The sequence below is a fragment of the Methylopila turkensis genome, assembly GCF_027922325.1.
In the GTDB taxonomy this organism is placed as follows: domain Bacteria; phylum Pseudomonadota; class Alphaproteobacteria; order Rhizobiales; family Methylopilaceae; genus Methylopila; species Methylopila turkensis.
On the sequence record NZ_BSFL01000003.1, the window covers coordinates 132329 to 149975 of the forward strand.

Consider the following 17647-nt stretch of genomic DNA (forward strand, 5'->3'; position numbering starts at 1 on the left):
GCCGGGCATGAAGAGCGATGTCGTAAGGGAGGTCAGGGCATGACCGGGACGCTGACGATCTGGACATATGACTGGGTTCCGCCGGGACCGCGCGGCTTCGTGCGCGACCTGCGCCTTCGCTGGGCGGCGGAGGAGGCGGGCTTGCCTTACGAGGTGCGCGCAGTACCGTTCGAGGAGCGCGCCACCAACCATCTCGATCGGCAGCCTTTCGGTCAGATCCCGTTCATCGCCGACGGCGACGTCAGGATTTTCGAGAGCGGAGCCTGCCTTCTGCATCTCGCGCGCAAGAACAGGAAACTGACGCCGGAGGACGGGCCGGGCGCCGCCGAAACCGTTCAATGGACGATTGCGGCGCTCAATTCGATCGAGATGGCCACGGTGCCCTGGTGGTTCCTGAAGATTTCCGGCCGGGAGGACGACGGGCTGACGCAGTGGATGGGCGCGCGGCTCGATCAGCTCGAGGCGGTGCTGAGGGCGCGAGAGTGGCTCGTCGCCGACCGCTTCACCGTGGCCGACCTCATCATGGCGGACGTCTTGCGTGTTCCACAGGTTCGGGCGCACGGCGAACGCCCCGCGACCGAAGCCTATGTCGCGCGCCTGACCAGCCGCGCGGCCTTCCAGAAGGCCCATGCCGACCAGATCGCGCATTTCGCGGCCGCGGACGGCGCGCGGCCGCGTGCGGGATGAAGGGCGGGACACGCGCCGCGCTGGCGTGACGCGTCAGTCGCGCTTCCACACCTGCGTCTTGCACACAAGGCCGCCGAGCGCGCAGCCCTGGACTTGTAGGTTCGCGCCCTGCTCTTTCATGTAGGCCTTGTAGGTGCGGCCGTCCTCGGGGTTGTAGATCTGGCCGAGCCACTGGTCGCCGTTCGGCTTCATGCCCGTCAGGATCGAGACGCCCACGATCGTCCGGCTTTGCTTGGCCTTGTCGGGGTTGTTGCGGTCGAGCTTCGGGCGGCCGGCCTCGTCGTTGGGCTCCTTTAGCGCAATCACGGTCGCGCAGAGCGCGCCGCCGCAGTCGCTGATCTTCACGCGCGCCTTTGGCGTGGTCCATTGCCCGGCAGGGTCGGCGCTCGCGGGCGCTGCGCCCGAGATCATGAGCGCGGCGAGAGCGGCGAAGCCGGTCCTCGCGGCGCGCAGGGTCGCGTCAGTCGTCATGGCGGTTCACTCCCGGTCTTGCCCCGCCGTTCGTTCGCGCCGGCGGTGGTCAGCGCGCCTGCGGCTGACGCCGGAGACGCAGCCGGATCATGCGCCGCCTTCGCGCCGTCAGGAAGCCGCCGTTCGGAGGGGCGGGGGAGAGAAGTTTTCGGCCAAGGCCGGGACTCAGTCGGCCCATTTCGGATCGCCGGTGAAGGCGATCGTCAGCCAGCGGTCGCGGCCGGCTCCGCCGATCGCCGCGCCGATCTCCTCGCGCACGGCGTCGAGCTCGACGATCGACCCAATCGCGCGCCCCGCCGGCACGAGCAGGTAGATCTCGATCACCTGCGAGCGGCCGACCTTCGCCACATAGGTGCGCGCGCCCTCGAAGCCGTGGCGCGCGACGGCGGCCTCCGCCGCGGCGCGCACGCGGGCGTCGAGCTCCTGCGGCGCGACGAGCAGCACCTCCTTCACCGCCGCGATCACGGTCGTGAACGGCACGGGGATCAGGCAGGCCGTCAGCACGGCGAGGATCGCGGGGTCGGCGTAGGGCGTCCAGTGCGCGAACCGCGTGCCGTCAAGCGCCCACGCCACCAGGAACGCCGCCAGCAGCGAGGCGCTGATCAGGCAGCTCATCAGCCAGCTCTTGACGTCGAGCGCGAGCAGCGCCGAGCCGATCCGGCGGTTCGCGCCCCGGACGAAGATCAGCATGCCGAGGCAGATCGCGACCGTGATGACGGCGTAGGCGAGCGCCCAGTCGAAGGCAAGGTCGTGGCCCCCGCCGAGCAGCGAGCCGACCGCGTTGACGAAGGCGTAGACGCAGAGCAGCGTCAGCAGCCCGCCGTTGATCGCGAGCACCAGCGGCTCGACGTGCCAGAAGCCCATCTGGAACCGCCGGCTCGCCGCGCCCGCGATCAGCCGCGACACCTGCAGAGCGAGCAGGGTCATCGCCGCGTCGAGGCCGCCGAACACGCCGTCGAACATGATCGACAGCGAGCCCGTCAGCACGCCGAAGGCGACGCCGATCAGCCCGATGCCGACCGTCGCCGCGATCGAGATCTTCAGGACGGTCTGCTCGGTCGGCTTCGGCATGCCCGCATATCCCCGTGGATCGACGGGCCATAGTAGGCGGGCCGCCGAAGCCGTGGCGCGGGCACAGCGTCGCGCTTTCAGGAACGTGACGCCGGCGCCGGTCTTAAGCCGAGAAGCTTTCGAGCACGATCTTGCCCTTGGCCTTCCCGCTCTCGATCAGGGCGTGCGCGCGGCGGAGGTTGTCCGCGGTGATCGCGCCGAAGGACTCCGCCGCCGTGGTGCGGAGCGTGCCTTCGTCCACCAGGCGCGCCGCCTCGTTCAGCAACTCGCCCTGGGCCGCGATGTCGGCGGTTCCGAACATCGAGCGCGTGAACATGAACTCCCAGTGGATCGAGACGCTCTTGCGCTTGAACGGCATGGCGTCGAGCGCCGCGGGGTCGTCGATCAGCGCGAAGCGGCCCTGCGGCGCGATCAGCTGCGCGATCTCCGCGAGATGGTCGCCGGTGTTGGTGGTCGAGAACACGAAGCCCGGCGCGCCGATCCCGAGCGCCGCAACTTCCGCCGCGAGCGGCTTGCTGTGGTCCACAACATGATGCGCGCCGAGGCCGCGAACCCAGTCCTGCGTCTCCGGGCGGGACGCGGTGGCGATCACGGTGAGGCCGGTCAGCGTCCGGGCGAGCTGCGTGGCGATCGAGCCCACGCCGCCCGCACCGCCGATGATGAGGATCGCCGGAGCCGCGCCGGGAACGGGCTTCGCCACGTCGAGCCGATCGAACATCGCCTCCCAGGCGGTGATGGTCGTCAGCGGCAGGGCCGCGGCCTCCGCGAAGGACAGCGACGCCGGCTTCCGGCCCACGATCCGTTCGTCGACCAGATGCCGCTCGGCGTTGGCGCCCTGGCGCTCCAGCGCGCCGGCGTAGAACACCTCGTCGCCCGGACGGAACAGGGTCGCGTCGGGCCCCGTCGCCACCACCACGCCGGCCGCGTCGTAGCCGAGCACGCGCCAGTCGCCGGCCGCGGGCGTGAAAGAGCGGCGGACTTTCGTGTCGACGGGATTGACCGAGATCGCCCGCACCTCGACCAGAAGGTCGCGGCCGGCGGGCGACGGCTCCGGAAGCTCGATGTCGACGAGCGCGGAAGGCTCGGCGATGGGGAGCGGCGACTGGAATCCAATGGCGCGCATGATGCGTTCTCCGGCGATGTGACGTTTGCGTGCCGAGCAGATGCCGCCTATGTGCGTCATACGCAAGAACGCACATGAATCGCCTATAGTGTCGAAAAGGATACCGTGATGGCGCGCGTCCGGCACGACCGCCTCGACTGCTCTCCGGGCTGCGCCGTGGAGGCGACGCTGCAGTTCATCGACGGCAAGTGGAAGGGCGTCATCCTCTATCACCTGCTTTCGAGCACGCTGCGCTTCAACGAGATCCGCCGCCGCCTTCCGAGCGTCACGCCGCGGATGCTCACGACCCAGCTTCGGGAGCTCGAGTCCGACGGCTTCGTCGCCCGAAAGGTGTTTCCCGAGGTGCCGCCGAAGGTGGAGTACAGCCTGACCGAGCGCGGGCGATCGCTGGAGCCGGTGGTCATGGCGCTCAAGGCCTGGGGCGACGCCCATGCCGGCGTCGCGGCGAAGGCCGCGTGACGCGGGGACCGGCCGGCGCCATCCTCCGCCCATGCAATGGACCGACGACGGCCTGATCCTCGGCGTCCGCCGCCACGGCGAGACATCGGTGGTGCTCGAACTCTTCACCCGCGCGCACGGCCGGCATCTCGGCCTGGTGCGGGGCGGGCGTTCGCGGCGGCTGAGGGCGACGCTCCAGCCCGGCAACAGCGTGCGGGCGACCTGGCGGGCCCGGCTCGACGACCATCTCGGCGCCTTCGCGGTCGAGCCGCTGGTGGGCCGCGCCGGCCGGCTGATGGAGCGCGCCGACGCGCTCCACGGCGTCGGCCATCTCGGCCATCTGCTCCGCCTCATGCCCGAACGCGATCCGCACGAGGCGCTCTACGAGATCGCCGAGGTGGTGGCCGACCATCTCGACGACCGGACCGCCGCGCCCGCGCTGATCGTGCGGCTGGAGCTCGCGGTGCTGGCCGAGCTCGGCTTCGGCCTCGACCTGTCGGCCTGCGCCGCGACCGGCGCGACCCACGACCTCGCCTATGTGTCGCCGAAGTCGGGCCGGGCGGTCGGGCGCGAGGCCGGCGCGCCATACGCCGACCGGCTGTTCGCGCTGCCGCCATTCCTCTACGCGACCGGCGCGAACGCCTCGCCGACGTTCGAGGACGTGGCGGCCGGCTTCGCGATCACCGGCCACTTTCTCGAGGAGCGCATATGGGCGCCGCGGGGCCTGAGGCCGCCGGACGCGCGGGCGGCGTATATGGCGGCGCTCAACAAGCGGACCGGGTGACGGCGCCGCGCCGGAACGGTGGGCGGAGCCCAAGCGCGTCTTGCCGCGAATCGGCTTAGCGCCTAACCCTCGGGCATGAGCGACATCGCGACCCCGCCCGAGGACGGCGTCCTCCCCGTCGAGCTGCGTTCGGCGCTCGAGGAGCGCTATCTCGCCTACGCGCTCTCGACCATCACCCAGCGCGCGCTGCCGGACGTGCGCGACGGATTGAAGCCGGTGCACCGGCGCGTGCTGTGGGCGATGCGCGAGCTCAAGCTCGATCCCGGCGCGGCGTTCAAGAAATGCGCCCGCGTCGTCGGCGACGTCATCGGCAAGTACCACCCCCACGGCGACCAGTCCGTCTACGACGCGCTGGTGCGGCTGGCGCAGGATTTCGCCCAGCGCTGGCCGCTGGTGGAGGGGCAGGGCAACTTCGGCAATGTCGACGGCGATAACGCCGCGGCCATGCGCTACACCGAGGCGCGCCTGACCGAGGTCGCACGGCTGCTGCTCGACGGGCTCGACGAGGACGCGGTCGACTACCGCGACACCTATGACGGCTCCGAGAAGGAGCCGGTGGTCCTGCCGGGCGCGTTCCCGAACCTGCTGGCCAACGGCAGCCAGGGCATCGCCGTCGGCATGGCGACCGCGATCCCGCCGCACAACGTCGCCGAGCTCGTGGACGCCGCGCGCGTGCTGCTGGCGAATCCGGAGGCGGGCGTCGAGGAGCTGCTCGCGCATGTGCAGGGCCCCGACTTTCCGACCGGCGGCGTGGTCGTCGACAGCCCCTCCGTCATCGCGGAGAGCTACCGCGCCGGCCGCGGCGCCTTCCGCACCCGCGCGCGCTGGAAGCTCGAGGACCTCGGCCGCGGGACCTGGGTCGTGGTCGTGACCGAGATTCCCTGGCTCGTCCCGAAGAGCCGGCTGGTGGAGCGCATCGCCGAGCTGATCAACGAGCGCAAGCTGCCGCTCGTGACCGACGTGCGCGACGAGTCGACCGAGGACATCCGCCTCGTGCTGGAGCCGCGGGCCCGCAACGTCGATCCCGTCGTGATGATGGAGTCGCTGTTCAAGCTCACCGAGCTCGAGACCCGCATCCCGCTCAACATGAACGTGCTCGTCCGCGGCCAGACCCCCATGGTGCTCGGCCTGAAGGACGCGCTGCGGCAGTGGCTCGACCACCGCCGCGAGGTCATCCAGCGCCGGTCCCAGCACCGCCTCGACGCGATCGTCCGCCGGCTGGAGGTGCTCGAAGGCTTCCTGATCGCCTTCCTTAACCTCGACGAGGTCATCCGGATCGTCCGCCAGGCCGACGATCCGAAGGCCGAGCTGATGGCGGCCTTCGACCTGACCGAGCTGCAGGCCGACGCCATCCTCAACATGCGGCTCCGCTCGCTCGCCAAGCTTGAGGAGATCGAGATCCGGCGCGAGCACGACAAGCTCACCAAGGAGGGCGAGGAGCTGCGGACGCTGCTCGGCTCCGAGGCGCGGCAGTGGAAGCGCGTGGGCAAGGAGCTGGACGGGCTCGCCAAGAGCTTCGGGCCGGACACGGCGCTGGGCAAACGCCGGACGACCTTTGAGGCGCCGCCTTCCGCCGCCGCGGCCGACGTCGCCGACGCCTTCGTCGAGCGCGAGCCGATCACCGTGGTCGTGTCGCAGAAGGGCTGGATCCGGGCGCTCAAGGGCCATGTGGCGGACGTCTCCGGCCTGACCTTCAAGGCCGACGACGCGCTGATGCTGTCGTTCCCGACCGAGACGACCGCGAAGCTGATCGTGGTCACGTCGAACGGCAAGACCTTCACGCTCGACGCCGCCAAGCTGCCGGGCGGACGCGGCGCCGGCGAGCCGATCCGGCTGATGGTGGACTTCGACGACGGGGCCGACATCGTCGACGTGTTCGCGCACAAGGCCGGCCGCAAGCGGCTAATCGTCACCACCGAGGCGCGCGGCTTCGTCACGAGCGAGGACCAGCTGCTGTCCTCAACCCGCAAGGGCCGGCAGGTGGTTAATCTGGACGCGGCGCGGGTGCTGCGTTTCGCCGAGGCCGAGGGCGACACGGTCGCGATCGTCGGCCAGAACCGCAAGCTGCTGCTGTTCCCGCTCAATCAGGTCGCCGAGATGGCGCGCGGCGCGGGCGTGCGCCTGCAGCGCTACAAGGACGGCGGCGTCTCCGACGCCAAGGTGTTCGCGCTCGCCGAGGGCCTGAGCTTCACCACCAACGGCGGCGTGGCGCGGCGCGTGGTGGGCGACGAGCTGCGCGACTGGCTCGGCAACCGCGCCGAGGCCGGCCGGCTGCCGCCGCACGGCTTCCCGAAGTCGAACAGGTTCGGGGGCTGACATGGGCTGTCCGCGAGCCCATTTTAATTTTTGGCAGCGTTGCATGCGTCATGGGAATTCCGCTGCATGACCGAAGATGTCTACGATAATCTTCCTGAAGACAACGAGCAGGCATTCGTTGTACTTGAGGCCCATTTCAGAGAAATTTTGACCCAAGAACTAAGTAACGAGGAAAGTAATTACTCCATTTGGATGCATCGTGCAGACTATGCGAACAGAATAATAGCGGCTGCGAGATCTTTAGATATTCTTTTTATAAAAGACTTCCGACCTCCTCCTTCATCGAATCGGGACGACTCGGACTATTTTATTGAATTGGATAGGGTTGTGAGCAACCTGCTAATTCAAATTAAAATTAATCATGCGAGGCGCAGAAAAACATTCAGTGTCCATCTCGATGCGCCCGAAAAAAAGAAAATACATTTTTACATAACTCAAATCCGAGATTGTGTAGCAAAATCGAATCTCGACAATCCGAAGAAAGAGGCGATATTCGGTAAGTTATCTTCCCTCCAAACGGAGGTCGACCGGGATCGCACTCGGTTTGAGATAATTGCCGACGCGACGCGACGCCTAGCGGGAATGGCCGGAGACTTTGAGAAGGAGGGGCTGCGTCCTTATCTGAAATATATTCTTCTACTCTTCGGCGAAGTAGACGCAGCTAAAGAGGCCGAACAGCGCCAGTTGCCTGCTCCGAATGAGCGAAAGCAGTTGGAGGCTCCGCGGGAGGCTGAGGAGACGAAATCGTCTCGGCACCGGAATGGGCCAGACGACGATATACCGTTCTAGTTCCGAGAATATTGGAGGCTGGTCGTCTAGCTGGCGAAGCCAGAACATACTCACCCGTCCTTCAGCTCCCAGCCCGCCGGGCCGAGATGCTCCTGCGGGCGGAAGCGGCGCTTGTAGTCCATCTTGGCGGAGCCTTCGACCCAGTAGCCGAGGTAGAGGTAGGGCAGGCCGAGCGCCCGCGCGCGCTGCACGTGGTCGAGGATGACGTGCGTGCCGAGGCCGCGGTCGCGGTGCTCGGGCTCGTAGAAGGAATAGACCAGCGACAGTCCGTCGGAGAGGTGGTCGACCAGCGCGACCGCGTAGAGCGGCCCCGCGCCGCGGCCGTTGACGGCGGTGTCGGGCCCGCGCCGGCGGTACTCCACCAGCCGGGTCCGCACATGGCTGTCCTCGACCATGGTGGCGTAGTCGAGCACGGTCATGTCGGCCATGCCGCCGTCGGAGTGCCGGCTGTCGAGATAGGCGCGGAACAGGCTGTACTGCTCCGAGTTCGGCGTCGCGTCGCGGTCGAGGCCGACGAGATCGGCGTTCAGCGCCCGGTTGCGCCGAAAGGCCTTGGTCCATTCGAAAGCGTCGACCCGCACCCGGACCGAGACGCAGGCCCGGCAAGTCTCGCAGGCCGGCCGATAGGCGATCGTCTGGCTGCGGCGGAAGCCGCCATGGGTCAGCAGGTCGTTGAGTTGGGCTGCGTCGTCGCCGACGAGATGGGTGAACACCTTCCGCTCGAACTGTCCCTTGAGGTAGGGGCAGGGCGACGGCGCGGTCAGGTAGAACTGCGGCGTATTGCGCGAGTGGGCGGTCAAGACGAGGTCCCGGAAGGCGGCGCTCGAGCCGCCTCCCGGTCAGGATAGCAAGGCGCTCGTGAACGACAAGCGGTTCAGACGCCGCGCCCCTCCAGCCGTCCCCGGTCGACGAACAGCGTGCTCAGGACGAGGTCGTGAAGCAGCTGCTTGCGCTGGGTGAACAGGCCGACCAGCAGCACGAAGGGCGTTAGGAAGGTGATGGAGACGTAGAGGAAGACCACATGCGCCGCGGCGATCATGAAGCCGGGACGCGTTCCGTCCTGCAGCCGGCAGGTGAGGCCGGTGAGCCGCATGCCCCAGGTCGCGGCGCGGTCGCCGCCGAGGGTCGCGCCGGAATAGAGGATCGCCATCGCCGGGAACACGCCGCCGTAGAGCAGCCAGGCGAGGCCGAGCGTGACGATGCCCAGGAAGAAGATCACCACGCTGGCGGCCGCCGTCAGCGTCAGCACCACGGCGAAGTCGACGCAGAACGCCAGAACGCGCCGGCTCAGCACGCCTTCGTACAGACGGGGGTCGGACAGCGGCTCATAGGCGACAGGGCGCGCGTCGGCTGTCTGAAGCGGAGCGGAAGTCGTCATCGTCGCGATCGGTCCTCGTCAGCGGCGGAAGCGCCGCAGACCAAGACGTGGTGCGGGAAAGGGGGCTCCGCAAGATCGCGCGGGGAGGTCCGCGCGCTCCGTCGGTTCAGCAGCTCGCCTTGCCGCATTTGCGGACGGCGTCGATCTTCGCCTTCAGCGCCGCCTCGCCGACGGCGCCCGGAACGATCGCGTCGCCGACGATGAACACCGGCGTCGACTCGACGCCGAACTGGCTCGCGAGCTCGTAGACCTCCTCTATCGCGGCCTTGGGTTCCGGCCGCTTCACCGCGTCCTGCAGGGCGGCCGCGTCGATCCCGACTTCGCCCGCGGCGCGCATGGCGGCGGCGCCGTCGACCTGTCCGCTCGACGACAGCAGCTTGTCGTGGAAGTCCTTGTACTTGTCCGGCGCGATCAGGTTGACGGCCGCCGACACCTGCGCCGCCTCGGCCGAGCCGCGGCTGAGGATCGGAAACTCCTTCAGCACCACGCGCAGGTTCGGGTCCTTCTCGATCAGCGCGTTGACGTCGCCGAGCGCCCGGCGGCAGTAGCCGCAGTTGTAGTCGAAGAACTCGACCAGCGTGACGTCGCCCTTCGGGTTGCCGAGCACGGCCTGGTGCTGCGAGTTCTCGAGCGTGTCGGGCTTGTCGGCGAGCTTTTCGCGCGCGGCCGCGGCGTCCTTCTCGGTCTGGCGGCGCTGCAGCTCCTTCTGCGCCTCGACCAGGATCTCCGGGTTGTTGACGATGTACTCGCGCACGAACCGGCCGAGCGACTCCCGGTCGGTCCCGACCGGGCCGTCGGCGTTCTGCGCGTAGACGGCGTAGCCGGCGACGGCTGCGACCAGGGCGCCGGCTACGGCGAGAACAGGCAGGCGGGACATGCGTTTCCTCGGGTTCGTTCTTGCGTGCTTACGCCGCCACGTCGCGCGTGGACCGTTCTGCGGCGCGTCCGTGGTGAAATGACGGCGGGTTGCGAGCCGTCCAGCGGGGCCCGGTGGCGGGCGCCGCGCCGGGGTGCGGCCTAGCGCAGCTTCACCGGCTTGTAGCTCGCGATGTCGTCGGCCTTCAGCCAGCCGGGCGTTCCCATCTTGAAGCCGTTCTTGGCGCGCTCGGCGATCTGGCGCGCGGTGCCGTAGTCGCCGGCGGCGAAGGCGGCCTGCGCGGAGGCGAGGTCCGCCTCGGGGATCTTGTTCTTGCGGGCGTAGGCGAGGGCGAGCTGGCGGAAGCCGTCGGCGTTTTTCGAATCGCGCGCGGTGGCGCGCACGAGCTCGGAGATGGCGGCGTCGGTGTCCCGCGGCGATCCGCTGGCGACCAGCGCCTGGCCGAGCATGGTGCGGATCAGCGTGGCGTTGGGCGCGAGCGCGAGCGCCCGGCGCAGCGGCGGGACCGCCTGGGCGGCGCGGCCGTTCTCCAGATAGGCCTGACCCTTCAGCTCCTGGAACCACGGGTTCTGGGGCTGGGAGGCGATCAGCCCGTCGATCTGGGCGATTGCGCCGTCGAGCGACGACGAGCGATAGGCCGAGATGGCGCGGGCGTAGCGCGCCGGCAGGCTCGTGTCGCTCATGGGATAGCGCCGGCCGACGCCCTGCGGGCCTTCGAGGAAGCCGACGAGCTTCGCCCGCATCAGGTCGTGGCGGGCCTGCAGCGCCGGGCTGTCGGTCTTGTTGAAATAGGGGCTCTTCTTCGCGAGGTCCTCGAGGTTCGCGATGCGCTCCTTCGGCATCGGGTGGCTCTGGACGTAAGGATCGATGAAGCGCTGCGAGAAGGCGATCTGGTCCGCGAAGCGCTGGAAGGTGGTCAGCATGCCCTTGGCGGACTGGCCGGTCTTGTTGAGGTAGCTGATCGCCATGCGGTCGGCGGCCTGCTCCTCGGCGCGCTGGTAGGACAGCAGCGACCGCATGATCATTTCCTGCGGCGCCATGGCCGCGCCCATGATCGCGCTGCCCGAATTGCCGCCGTCGAGCCCGCCGCCGGCCGCGGCCCCCGCGACGCCGGCCGCGCCGAGCAGCATGGCGACGATCGCCATGGTCTGCGCGCTGTCGAGCCGCTGGCGCAGCCGCGCCAGATGGCCGCCGGCGATGTGGCCGGTCTCGTGCGCCAAGACGCCGATCACCTCGTTCGGCGTCTTGGAGTCGAGCAGCGTGCCCACGTTGACGAAGATGCGCCGGCCGTCCGCCACGAAGGCGTTGAAGGCCTTCGAGTTGACCAGCACGATCTCGACCGCGCCCGCGTCGACGCCAGCCGCGCGGTAGATCGGCAGCATGTAGTCGCGCAGCAGGCCCTCGATCTCCGCGTCGCGGATCACGGGCGGCCCGCCGGCCTGCGCGGCGGCGGGCGCCGGCATGCCTGCGATCGCGACCGACGCGGCGCAGACCAAGGCCGCGGCGTTTCGGGCGAAGCGGCGGATACGGCCGGTCAGTGACATGCGGGGTTCCATGGCGCGCCGGGCGTTGGTAGCACGTGACCGTCGGGCGGTCGTTCGGCCGGAGACTACGGGCCGGGCCGGCGGCCGGTCAACGCGCCGACCGTCACCGTTCCGCGACGCCGCCCCTACGCACCCGGAAGCACGACCTCGATATGACGCAGCCAAGCCGGCGCTCCGCCGAAGCCCTCATCGCTCCCGACCGTTCCGCTTCCGCGCGTGCGCTCGGCGTGCCGCCCTTCCTCGCGCTCGACGTGATGGCGGAGGCGAAGGCGCGCCGCGCGGCCGGCGAGCAGGTATGTCATCTCGAGGTCGGGCAGCCGAGCGGGCCGGCGCCGCGCGCGGCCTGCGAGGCGACGGCGCGGCTGCTGGCGACGGGGGAGGTCGGCTACACCGAGGCGCTCGGCCGGCCGTCGCTGCGCGCCCGCATCGCGCGCCGCTACGCCGAGGTCTACGGCGTCGCGGTCCCGCCCGAGCGGATCGTCGTGACGACCGGCTCCTCCGGCGGCTTCACGCTCGCCTTCCTCGCGGCCTTCGCGCCTGGCGCGCGAGTGGCGATTCCCTCGCCGGGCTATCCGGCCTACCGCGCCATCCTGCTCGCGCTCGGGCTGGAGCCGGTCGAGCTTGCGACCGGGCCGTCCTCGCGCTGGACCATGACGGCGGAGATGGTGGCCGCGGCCCACGCCGAGACCCCGCTCGCCGGCGCGCTCGCCATGAGCCCGGCCAATCCGACCGGCGTAGTGACGGCGCCGGGCGATCTCGCCGACCTCGCGGCGACCTGCCGCCGGCTCGGGATCTGGCTGGTCTCGGACGAGATCTATCACGGCCTGACCTATGAGGCGCCGGCGGCGACAGCGCTCGCCTTCGACGACGACGCCATCATCGTCAACAGCTTCTCGAAGTATTTCGCCATGACCGGTTGGCGCATCGGCTGGCTGGTGGCGCCGGAGCGGCTCGTCCGGCCGATCGAGCGGCTGGCGCAGAACCTCGTCATCTCGTCCCCGACGCTGTCGCAGGCGGGCGCCGAAGCGGCGCTCGACGATCTGGAGACGCCGGAGGCCTACCGCGCAGCCTACGCCGCCAACCGCGCTCTGCTGCTGGAGGGGCTGCCGCGGCTCGGCTTCGACGAGATCCTGCCGGTCGACGGCGCGTTCTACGCCTACGCCAACGTGGCGCGCTTCACCAACGACAGCTCGGCCTTCGCAAAGGCGCTGCTGGCGGAGGCGGGCGTCGCGATCACGCCGGGAATCGACTTCGACCAGGCGCGCGGCCGCGCTTATGTCCGGCTGTCCTTCGCGGGAAGCGAGGCCGAGGTCGCGGAAGCGCTCGACCGCATGGCGCGCTGGCTTCCGAAGCGGTGACCGCCCCGCGGGGCACCCCCCGCGCGATTGACACCCGAGCCGGCCTTGCGCTTCAACGCGCGCGGGCCGGTTGCCCGCAGTTCTCTTACAAGCGCGTCCGAGGCCGTTCATGCTCGACAAGACCTATTCGCCGGCCGACATCGAACCGCGGATCGCGGCCCGCTGGGACGAGGTCGGGGCGTTCAAGGCGGGCGCGGGCGCGGCGCCGGGGGCCGAGCCCTACTGCATCGTCATCCCGCCGCCGAACGTCACCGGCTCGCTCCACATGGGGCACGCGCTGAACGACACGCTGCAGGACATCCTCGCGCGTTTCGAGCGCATGCGCGGCAAGGACGTGCTGTGGCAGCCCGGCATGGACCACGCCGGCATCGCCACGCAGATGGTCGTCGAGCGCCAGCTCGCCGAGCGCCAGCAGCCCGGCCGCCGCGCCATGGGGCGTGAAAAATTCGTCGAACGCGTCTGGGAGTGGAAGGCCGAGAGCGGCGGCATGATCCTGAAGCAGCTGCAGCGGCTCGGCGCCTCCGCCGACTGGTCGCGCGAGCGCTTCACCATGGACGAGGGCCTGTCGCGCGCCGTCGTCAAGCTGTTCGTCCGCCTGCACAAGGACGGGCTGATCTACCGCGACAAGCGGCTCGTGAACTGGGACCCGAAGCTGCTGACCGCGATCTCGGACATCGAGGTGCAGTCGGTCGAAGTGAAGGGCCATCTCTGGCATCTCCGCTATCCCGTCGAGGGATCGACTGAGTCGATCGTCGTCGCGACCACGCGGCCCGAGACCATGCTCGGCGACAGCGCGGTCGCGGTGCACCCCGACGACGAGCGATACCGGCATCTCGTCGGCAAGCACGTGATCCTGCCGCTGGTCGGCCGGCGCATTCCGATCGTCGCCGACAGCTATTCCGATCCCGAGAAGGGCACCGGCGCGGTCAAGATCACCCCGGCGCACGACTTCAACGATTTCGAGGTCGGCAAACGCCACGACCTGCCGCTGATCAACGTGCTGACGCCGGAGGGCAAGATGCTGCTCGCCGGCAACGAGGCGTTTTTGGCCGGCAGCCAGCCGGAGGCCGACGCCCTCGCGCTCCACGGGCTGGATCGGGCGGAGGCGCGCAAGCAGGTGGTCGCGCTGATGGAGGCGCGCGAGCTGCTGGTCGAGATCGAGCCCAACGTCCATCAGGTCCCGCACGGCGACCGCTCGGGCGTCGTGATCGAGCCCTATCTGACCGACCAGTGGTACGTGGACGCGAAGGCGCTCGCCGTCGACGCGATGGCGGCGGTGCGCGACGGCCGCACGCGGTTCGTGCCCGAGAACTGGTCCAAGACCTACTTCGACTGGATGGAGAACATCCAGCCCTGGTGCGTCTCGCGCCAGCTGTGGTGGGGCCACCAGATCCCGGCGTGGTTCGGGCCGGACGGCGCGATCTTCGTCGAGGAGACCGAGGCGGAGGCGCTTGCCGCTGCCGAGACGCACTACGGCGCGCCGACGCCGCTCACCCGCGACGAGGACGTGCTCGACACCTGGTTCTCCTCCGCGCTGTGGCCGTTCTCGACCATGGGCTGGCCGGACCAGACGCCGGAGCTGGAGAAGTACTACCCCAACGCCGTGCTGGTGACGGGCTTCGACATCATCTTCTTCTGGGTCGCCCGGATGATGATGATGGGCCTCTACGTCATGAAGGAGGCGCCGTTCCGCGACGTCTACATCCACGCCCTCGTCCGCGATGAGAAGGGGGCCAAGATGTCGAAGTCGAAGGGCAACGTCATCGATCCGATCGAGCTGGTCGACGCCTATGGCGCGGACGCGCTGCGCTTCACGCTGGCGGCGATGGCGGCGCAAGGCCGCGACATCAAGCTCGCCCGCGCCCGCGTCGAGGGCTACCGCAACTTCGCGACCAAGCTCTGGAACGCCTCGCGCTTCGCCGAGATGAACGGCTGCCGCCCGGTCGAAGGGTTCGACCCCTCCACCGTGAAGGAGACCGTCAACCGCTGGATCCTCGGCGAGGCCGCCAAGGCGGTCACTGAGACCACCGCGGCGCTCGAGGCCTACCGCTTCAATGAGGCGGCGGGCGCGGCCTACCGCTTCACCTGGAATGTCGTCTGCGACTGGTACCTCGAGCTTGTGAAGCCGGTGCTGCAGGGCGAAGGGCAGGGCGCGGAAGCCGAGGAGACCCGCGCCACCGTCGCCTTCGTGCTCGACGAGGTGGTGAAGCTGCTGCACCCGTTCATGCCCTTCGTCACCGAGGAGCTGTGGGACGCCCGCGCCGGCGACGTCGCCCGCCCGAACATGCTGGCGCTCACGCGCTGGCCGGCGCTCCAGGGCCTCGGCGACGCGGCGTCCGAGTCCGAGATCGGCTGGCTGGTCGAGGTGGTGACGGAGCTGCGCTCGGCGCGCGCCGAGATGGGCGTGCCGGCCTCCGCCACGCTGCCGCTGGTGGTGGTCGGCGGCGACGACGAGACGCGCGCCCGCGCCGAGCGCGCGGCGCCGACGCTCGCGCGGATCGCCCGCGTCTCCGGCGTGTCCTTCGCCGACGAGGCCCCGAAGGCGGCGATCCAGCTCATCGTCCGCGGCTGCGTGGTGGCGGTTCCGCTCGAAGGCGTCGTGGACATCGCCGCCGAGAAGGACCGGCTCGCCAAGGAGCGGGCCAAGACGCAAGGCGAGATCAAGCGCATCGACGGCAAGCTCGGCAACGAGAGCTTCGTCGCCCGCGCGCCGGAAGAGGTGGTCGAGGCCGAGCGCGAGAAGCGCGCGGACTACGTCGCCCGCCTCGGCAAGATCGAAGCGGCGCTCCGCCAGCTCGGCGGCTGACGGACGGCCGGACGTTCACGTGATCGCGGGGAACGTCCGGCCGTCCTTTCGCCATTCCCGGCCCGCCCTATTTTAGGCCGGGGCAGGTTTTGAAAAGGCCAGATCGATCGATGTTCACCCGACGCGACGCGGTCGCGCTGCTTGGCGCCGGCGCGGGAAGCGCCCTTGTGACGACGGCCGCTCAGGCGCAAGGCGCGCCGCCGCCGTCAGACGGACCGGCTAAGACCGTGCCGAGCTTCGACCATGGCCGCGTCATCGAGCGCGCGCGGCAGCTCGCCGGCTCGCCGTTCGAGCCGCCGCGGGCCGAGCTGCCCAAGGCCTTCACCGAGATGAGCTTCGACGCGTTCCGCGACGTGCGCTTCAAGCGCGACCGCGCGTTCTTCGCGAAGAGCCCGAGCGGGTTCGCCATGGAGCTGTTCCACCTCGGCTTCCTCTACAAGGAGCCGGTGGTGGTCAACCTCGTGCGGGAGGGCGTGCCGGCGCCGATCCCCTACGACGCCGGGCTGTTCGACTTCGGCCAGACCAAGCCTCCGGGGCGCCTGCCGATCGACTTCGGCTTCGCCGGCATCCGGCTGCTCTACCCGCTGAACAAGCCGACCGTGCGCGACGAGCTCGCGGTGTTCCTCGGCGCGAGCTATTTCCGCTTCCTGGGCGCAGGGCAGCACTACGGCATCTCGGCCCGAGGTCTCGCCGTCAATTCCGGCGAGCCCGAACCAGAGGAGTTCCCGACCTTCCGCGAGTTCTGGGTCGAGGAGCCGGCCGGCGACGCCGCCGAGATCGTCGTGCATGCGCTGCTCGACGGTCCGTCGGTCGCCGGCGCCTTCCGCATGGTGATCACGCCCGGCGAGGAGACCACCGTCGACGTCGGCTCGACGCTGTTTCCGCGCCAGCCCATCAAGAAGCTCGGCGTCGCGCCGCTGACGTCGATGTTCTACTACGGCGAGAACGATCGCCGCAGCTATCGCGGCTTCCGGCCGGAGGTGCACGATTCGGACGGCCTCTTGATCGAGGCGCCGGACGACGCCTGGACCTGGCGCCCGCTGCGCAACCCCACGCAGGTCGAAATCGCGCGCTTCCCGGCGCCTGCGGTCAAAGGCTTCGGCCTGCTGCAGCGCGACCGGCTGTTCGAGCATTATCAGGATCTCGAGGTTCGCTACGATCTCAGGCCGAGCTACTGGATCGAGCCCGCCGGCGACTGGGGGCCGGGCCGCGTGGAGCTCGTCGAAATCCCGACCGACAACGAGACCCATGACAACATCGTCGCGTTCTGGACGCCGGACAGGCCGGTCGAGCCCGGCGGCGAGCCGCTGCGTCACAGCTACCGCCTGAGCTCGCGCAAGCTGGCCGAGAACGTCACGCCGAAGGCGAGGGCGCTCCACACCTTCGTCACCGAAGCGCGGGCGTCGGGCGATCCGCAGGCCGGCCCGGACCACGTTCGCCGCTTCATCGTCGACTTCGCCGGCGGCGATCTCGGCTACTGGCTCGACGATCCCAAGAAGGTGGTGACCGAGACCAGCGCGAGCTCCGGCAAGATCAACGCCGCCTTCGTGGTGCCGAACCCCGAGATTTCGGGCTTCCGGCTGTTCCTCGACCACGAGATCGAGCAGCCCGGCGGCCGCGCCGAGCTGCGCGCCGTGCTGAGGGCCGGGCAGAAGGTGCTGACCGAGACCTGGGCGTTCCCCTGGGAGCGCCCCGCCGCGCCCGGCTGAACGCCGTTCATCCGCCGTTCATGTAACCTGAAAAGCACAGGGCCGGCTCCGCAGCCATGGCGGGGCCGGGTCGCGTCGTTTTCGCCGCCATTCAGCCACAAAGCGACGTCACGACAGCAACTAACCTGCTGATTAAGCTGCGAATATTGGTTAATGCCGGTCGGGGGGCCGGGGCGTTCCGCAGCAGGCGAGCATGTTCCGCGTTTCGCAGGCGTCGCAGTGGTCGACGTGGCTGGCGCCGAATCCGCTCAGGAACGCCGGCGTCACGCCTCAATGAGGCCGCGTCGCCAAGGCAT

Annotated in this window: 15 protein-coding genes; 8 read left to right on the top strand and 7 right to left on the bottom strand. The window is 69.4% G+C overall.

Going from position 1 to position 17647, the window contains the following annotated elements:
* Window positions 1-39: 39 nt before the first annotated feature.
* Window positions 40-687 (top strand): glutathione S-transferase family protein, encoded by a 648-nt coding sequence (locus PKE78_RS11850; protein ID WP_271201112.1) that lies wholly within the window; start codon window positions 40-42, stop codon window positions 685-687.
* Window positions 688-720: 33 nt separating this feature from the next.
* On the opposite strand, the gene PKE78_RS11855 is transcribed toward PKE78_RS11850, so the two are convergent.
* The 3 genes from PKE78_RS11855 to PKE78_RS11865 all read right to left on the bottom strand — a co-directional run bounded on the left by PKE78_RS11855 (window position 721) and on the right by PKE78_RS11865 (window position 3352).
* Window positions 721-1158, bottom strand: a complete 438-nt coding sequence (locus tag PKE78_RS11855; protein WP_271201113.1) for a DUF2147 domain-containing protein — start codon at window positions 1156-1158, stop codon at window positions 721-723.
* Between the two features lie 165 nt (window positions 1159-1323).
* Window positions 1324-2229, bottom strand: coding sequence for a cation diffusion facilitator family transporter (locus tag PKE78_RS11860; RefSeq protein WP_271201114.1), 906 nt, complete (start codon window positions 2227-2229; stop codon window positions 1324-1326).
* 103 nt (window positions 2230-2332) lie between these two features.
* Window positions 2333-3352, bottom strand: coding sequence for a zinc-binding alcohol dehydrogenase family protein (locus tag PKE78_RS11865; protein WP_271201115.1), 1020 nt, complete (start codon window positions 3350-3352; stop codon window positions 2333-2335).
* Window positions 3353-3460: 108 nt separating this feature from the next.
* Here PKE78_RS11865 and PKE78_RS11870 point away from each other — a divergent pair, with 108 nt between their 5' ends.
* The 4 genes from PKE78_RS11870 to PKE78_RS11885 all read left to right on the top strand — a co-directional run bounded on the left by PKE78_RS11870 (window position 3461) and on the right by PKE78_RS11885 (window position 7679).
* The gene (locus tag PKE78_RS11870; RefSeq protein ID WP_271201116.1) at window positions 3461-3811 is read left to right on the top strand and encodes a winged helix-turn-helix transcriptional regulator; all 351 of its coding nucleotides are present in this window, start codon (window positions 3461-3463) and stop codon (window positions 3809-3811) included.
* A gap of 31 nt (window positions 3812-3842) precedes the next feature.
* A complete protein-coding gene (gene recO, locus PKE78_RS11875) occupies window positions 3843-4574 on the top strand; it encodes a DNA repair protein RecO (protein ID WP_271201117.1) in 732 nt (243 codons plus the stop codon).
* 75 nt (window positions 4575-4649) lie between these two features.
* On the top strand, window positions 4650-6890 hold the full coding sequence (parC, locus tag PKE78_RS11880; RefSeq protein WP_271201118.1) for a DNA topoisomerase IV subunit A: 2241 nt from the start codon (window positions 4650-4652) through the stop codon (window positions 6888-6890).
* A gap of 66 nt (window positions 6891-6956) precedes the next feature.
* The gene (locus PKE78_RS11885) at window positions 6957-7679 is read left to right on the top strand and encodes a hypothetical protein (RefSeq protein ID WP_271201119.1); all 723 of its coding nucleotides are present in this window, start codon (window positions 6957-6959) and stop codon (window positions 7677-7679) included.
* 50 nt (window positions 7680-7729) lie between these two features.
* Here PKE78_RS11885 and PKE78_RS11890 read toward each other — a convergent pair whose 3' ends face one another.
* The 4 genes from PKE78_RS11890 to PKE78_RS11905 all read right to left on the bottom strand — a co-directional run bounded on the left by PKE78_RS11890 (window position 7730) and on the right by PKE78_RS11905 (window position 11478).
* On the bottom strand, window positions 7730-8479 hold the full coding sequence (locus tag PKE78_RS11890) for an arginyltransferase (RefSeq protein ID WP_271201120.1): 750 nt from the start codon (window positions 8477-8479) through the stop codon (window positions 7730-7732).
* Window positions 8480-8553: 74 nt separating this feature from the next.
* Window positions 8554-9057: an RDD family protein gene (locus PKE78_RS11895; protein ID WP_271201121.1), complete on the bottom strand. Its 504-nt coding sequence runs from the start codon at window positions 9055-9057 to the stop codon at window positions 8554-8556.
* A 106-nt stretch (window positions 9058-9163) separates the two neighbouring features.
* On the bottom strand, window positions 9164-9934 hold the full coding sequence (locus PKE78_RS11900; RefSeq protein WP_271201122.1) for a DsbA family protein: 771 nt from the start codon (window positions 9932-9934) through the stop codon (window positions 9164-9166).
* A 140-nt stretch (window positions 9935-10074) separates the two neighbouring features.
* Entirely contained in the window at window positions 10075-11478 is a 1404-nt protein-coding gene (locus PKE78_RS11905; RefSeq protein ID WP_271201123.1) for a M48 family metalloprotease, read from the bottom strand.
* Window positions 11479-11630: 152 nt separating this feature from the next.
* On the opposite strand from PKE78_RS11905, the gene PKE78_RS11910 reads away from it, so the two are divergent.
* The 3 genes from PKE78_RS11910 (at window position 11631) to PKE78_RS11920 (ending at window position 17351) form a co-directional block, all read left to right on the top strand.
* On the top strand, window positions 11631-12836 hold the full coding sequence (locus tag PKE78_RS11910) for a pyridoxal phosphate-dependent aminotransferase (protein ID WP_271201124.1): 1206 nt from the start codon (window positions 11631-11633) through the stop codon (window positions 12834-12836).
* A gap of 109 nt (window positions 12837-12945) precedes the next feature.
* Window positions 12946-15642, top strand: coding sequence for a valine--tRNA ligase (locus PKE78_RS11915; RefSeq protein WP_271201125.1), 2697 nt, complete (start codon window positions 12946-12948; stop codon window positions 15640-15642).
* Window positions 15643-15752: 110 nt separating this feature from the next.
* Complete coding sequence (locus PKE78_RS11920; RefSeq protein ID WP_271201126.1) at window positions 15753-17351, top strand: OpgD/OpgG family glucan biosynthesis protein; 1599 nt, start codon at window positions 15753-15755, stop codon at window positions 17349-17351.
* Window positions 17352-17647: the final 296 nt, after the last annotated feature.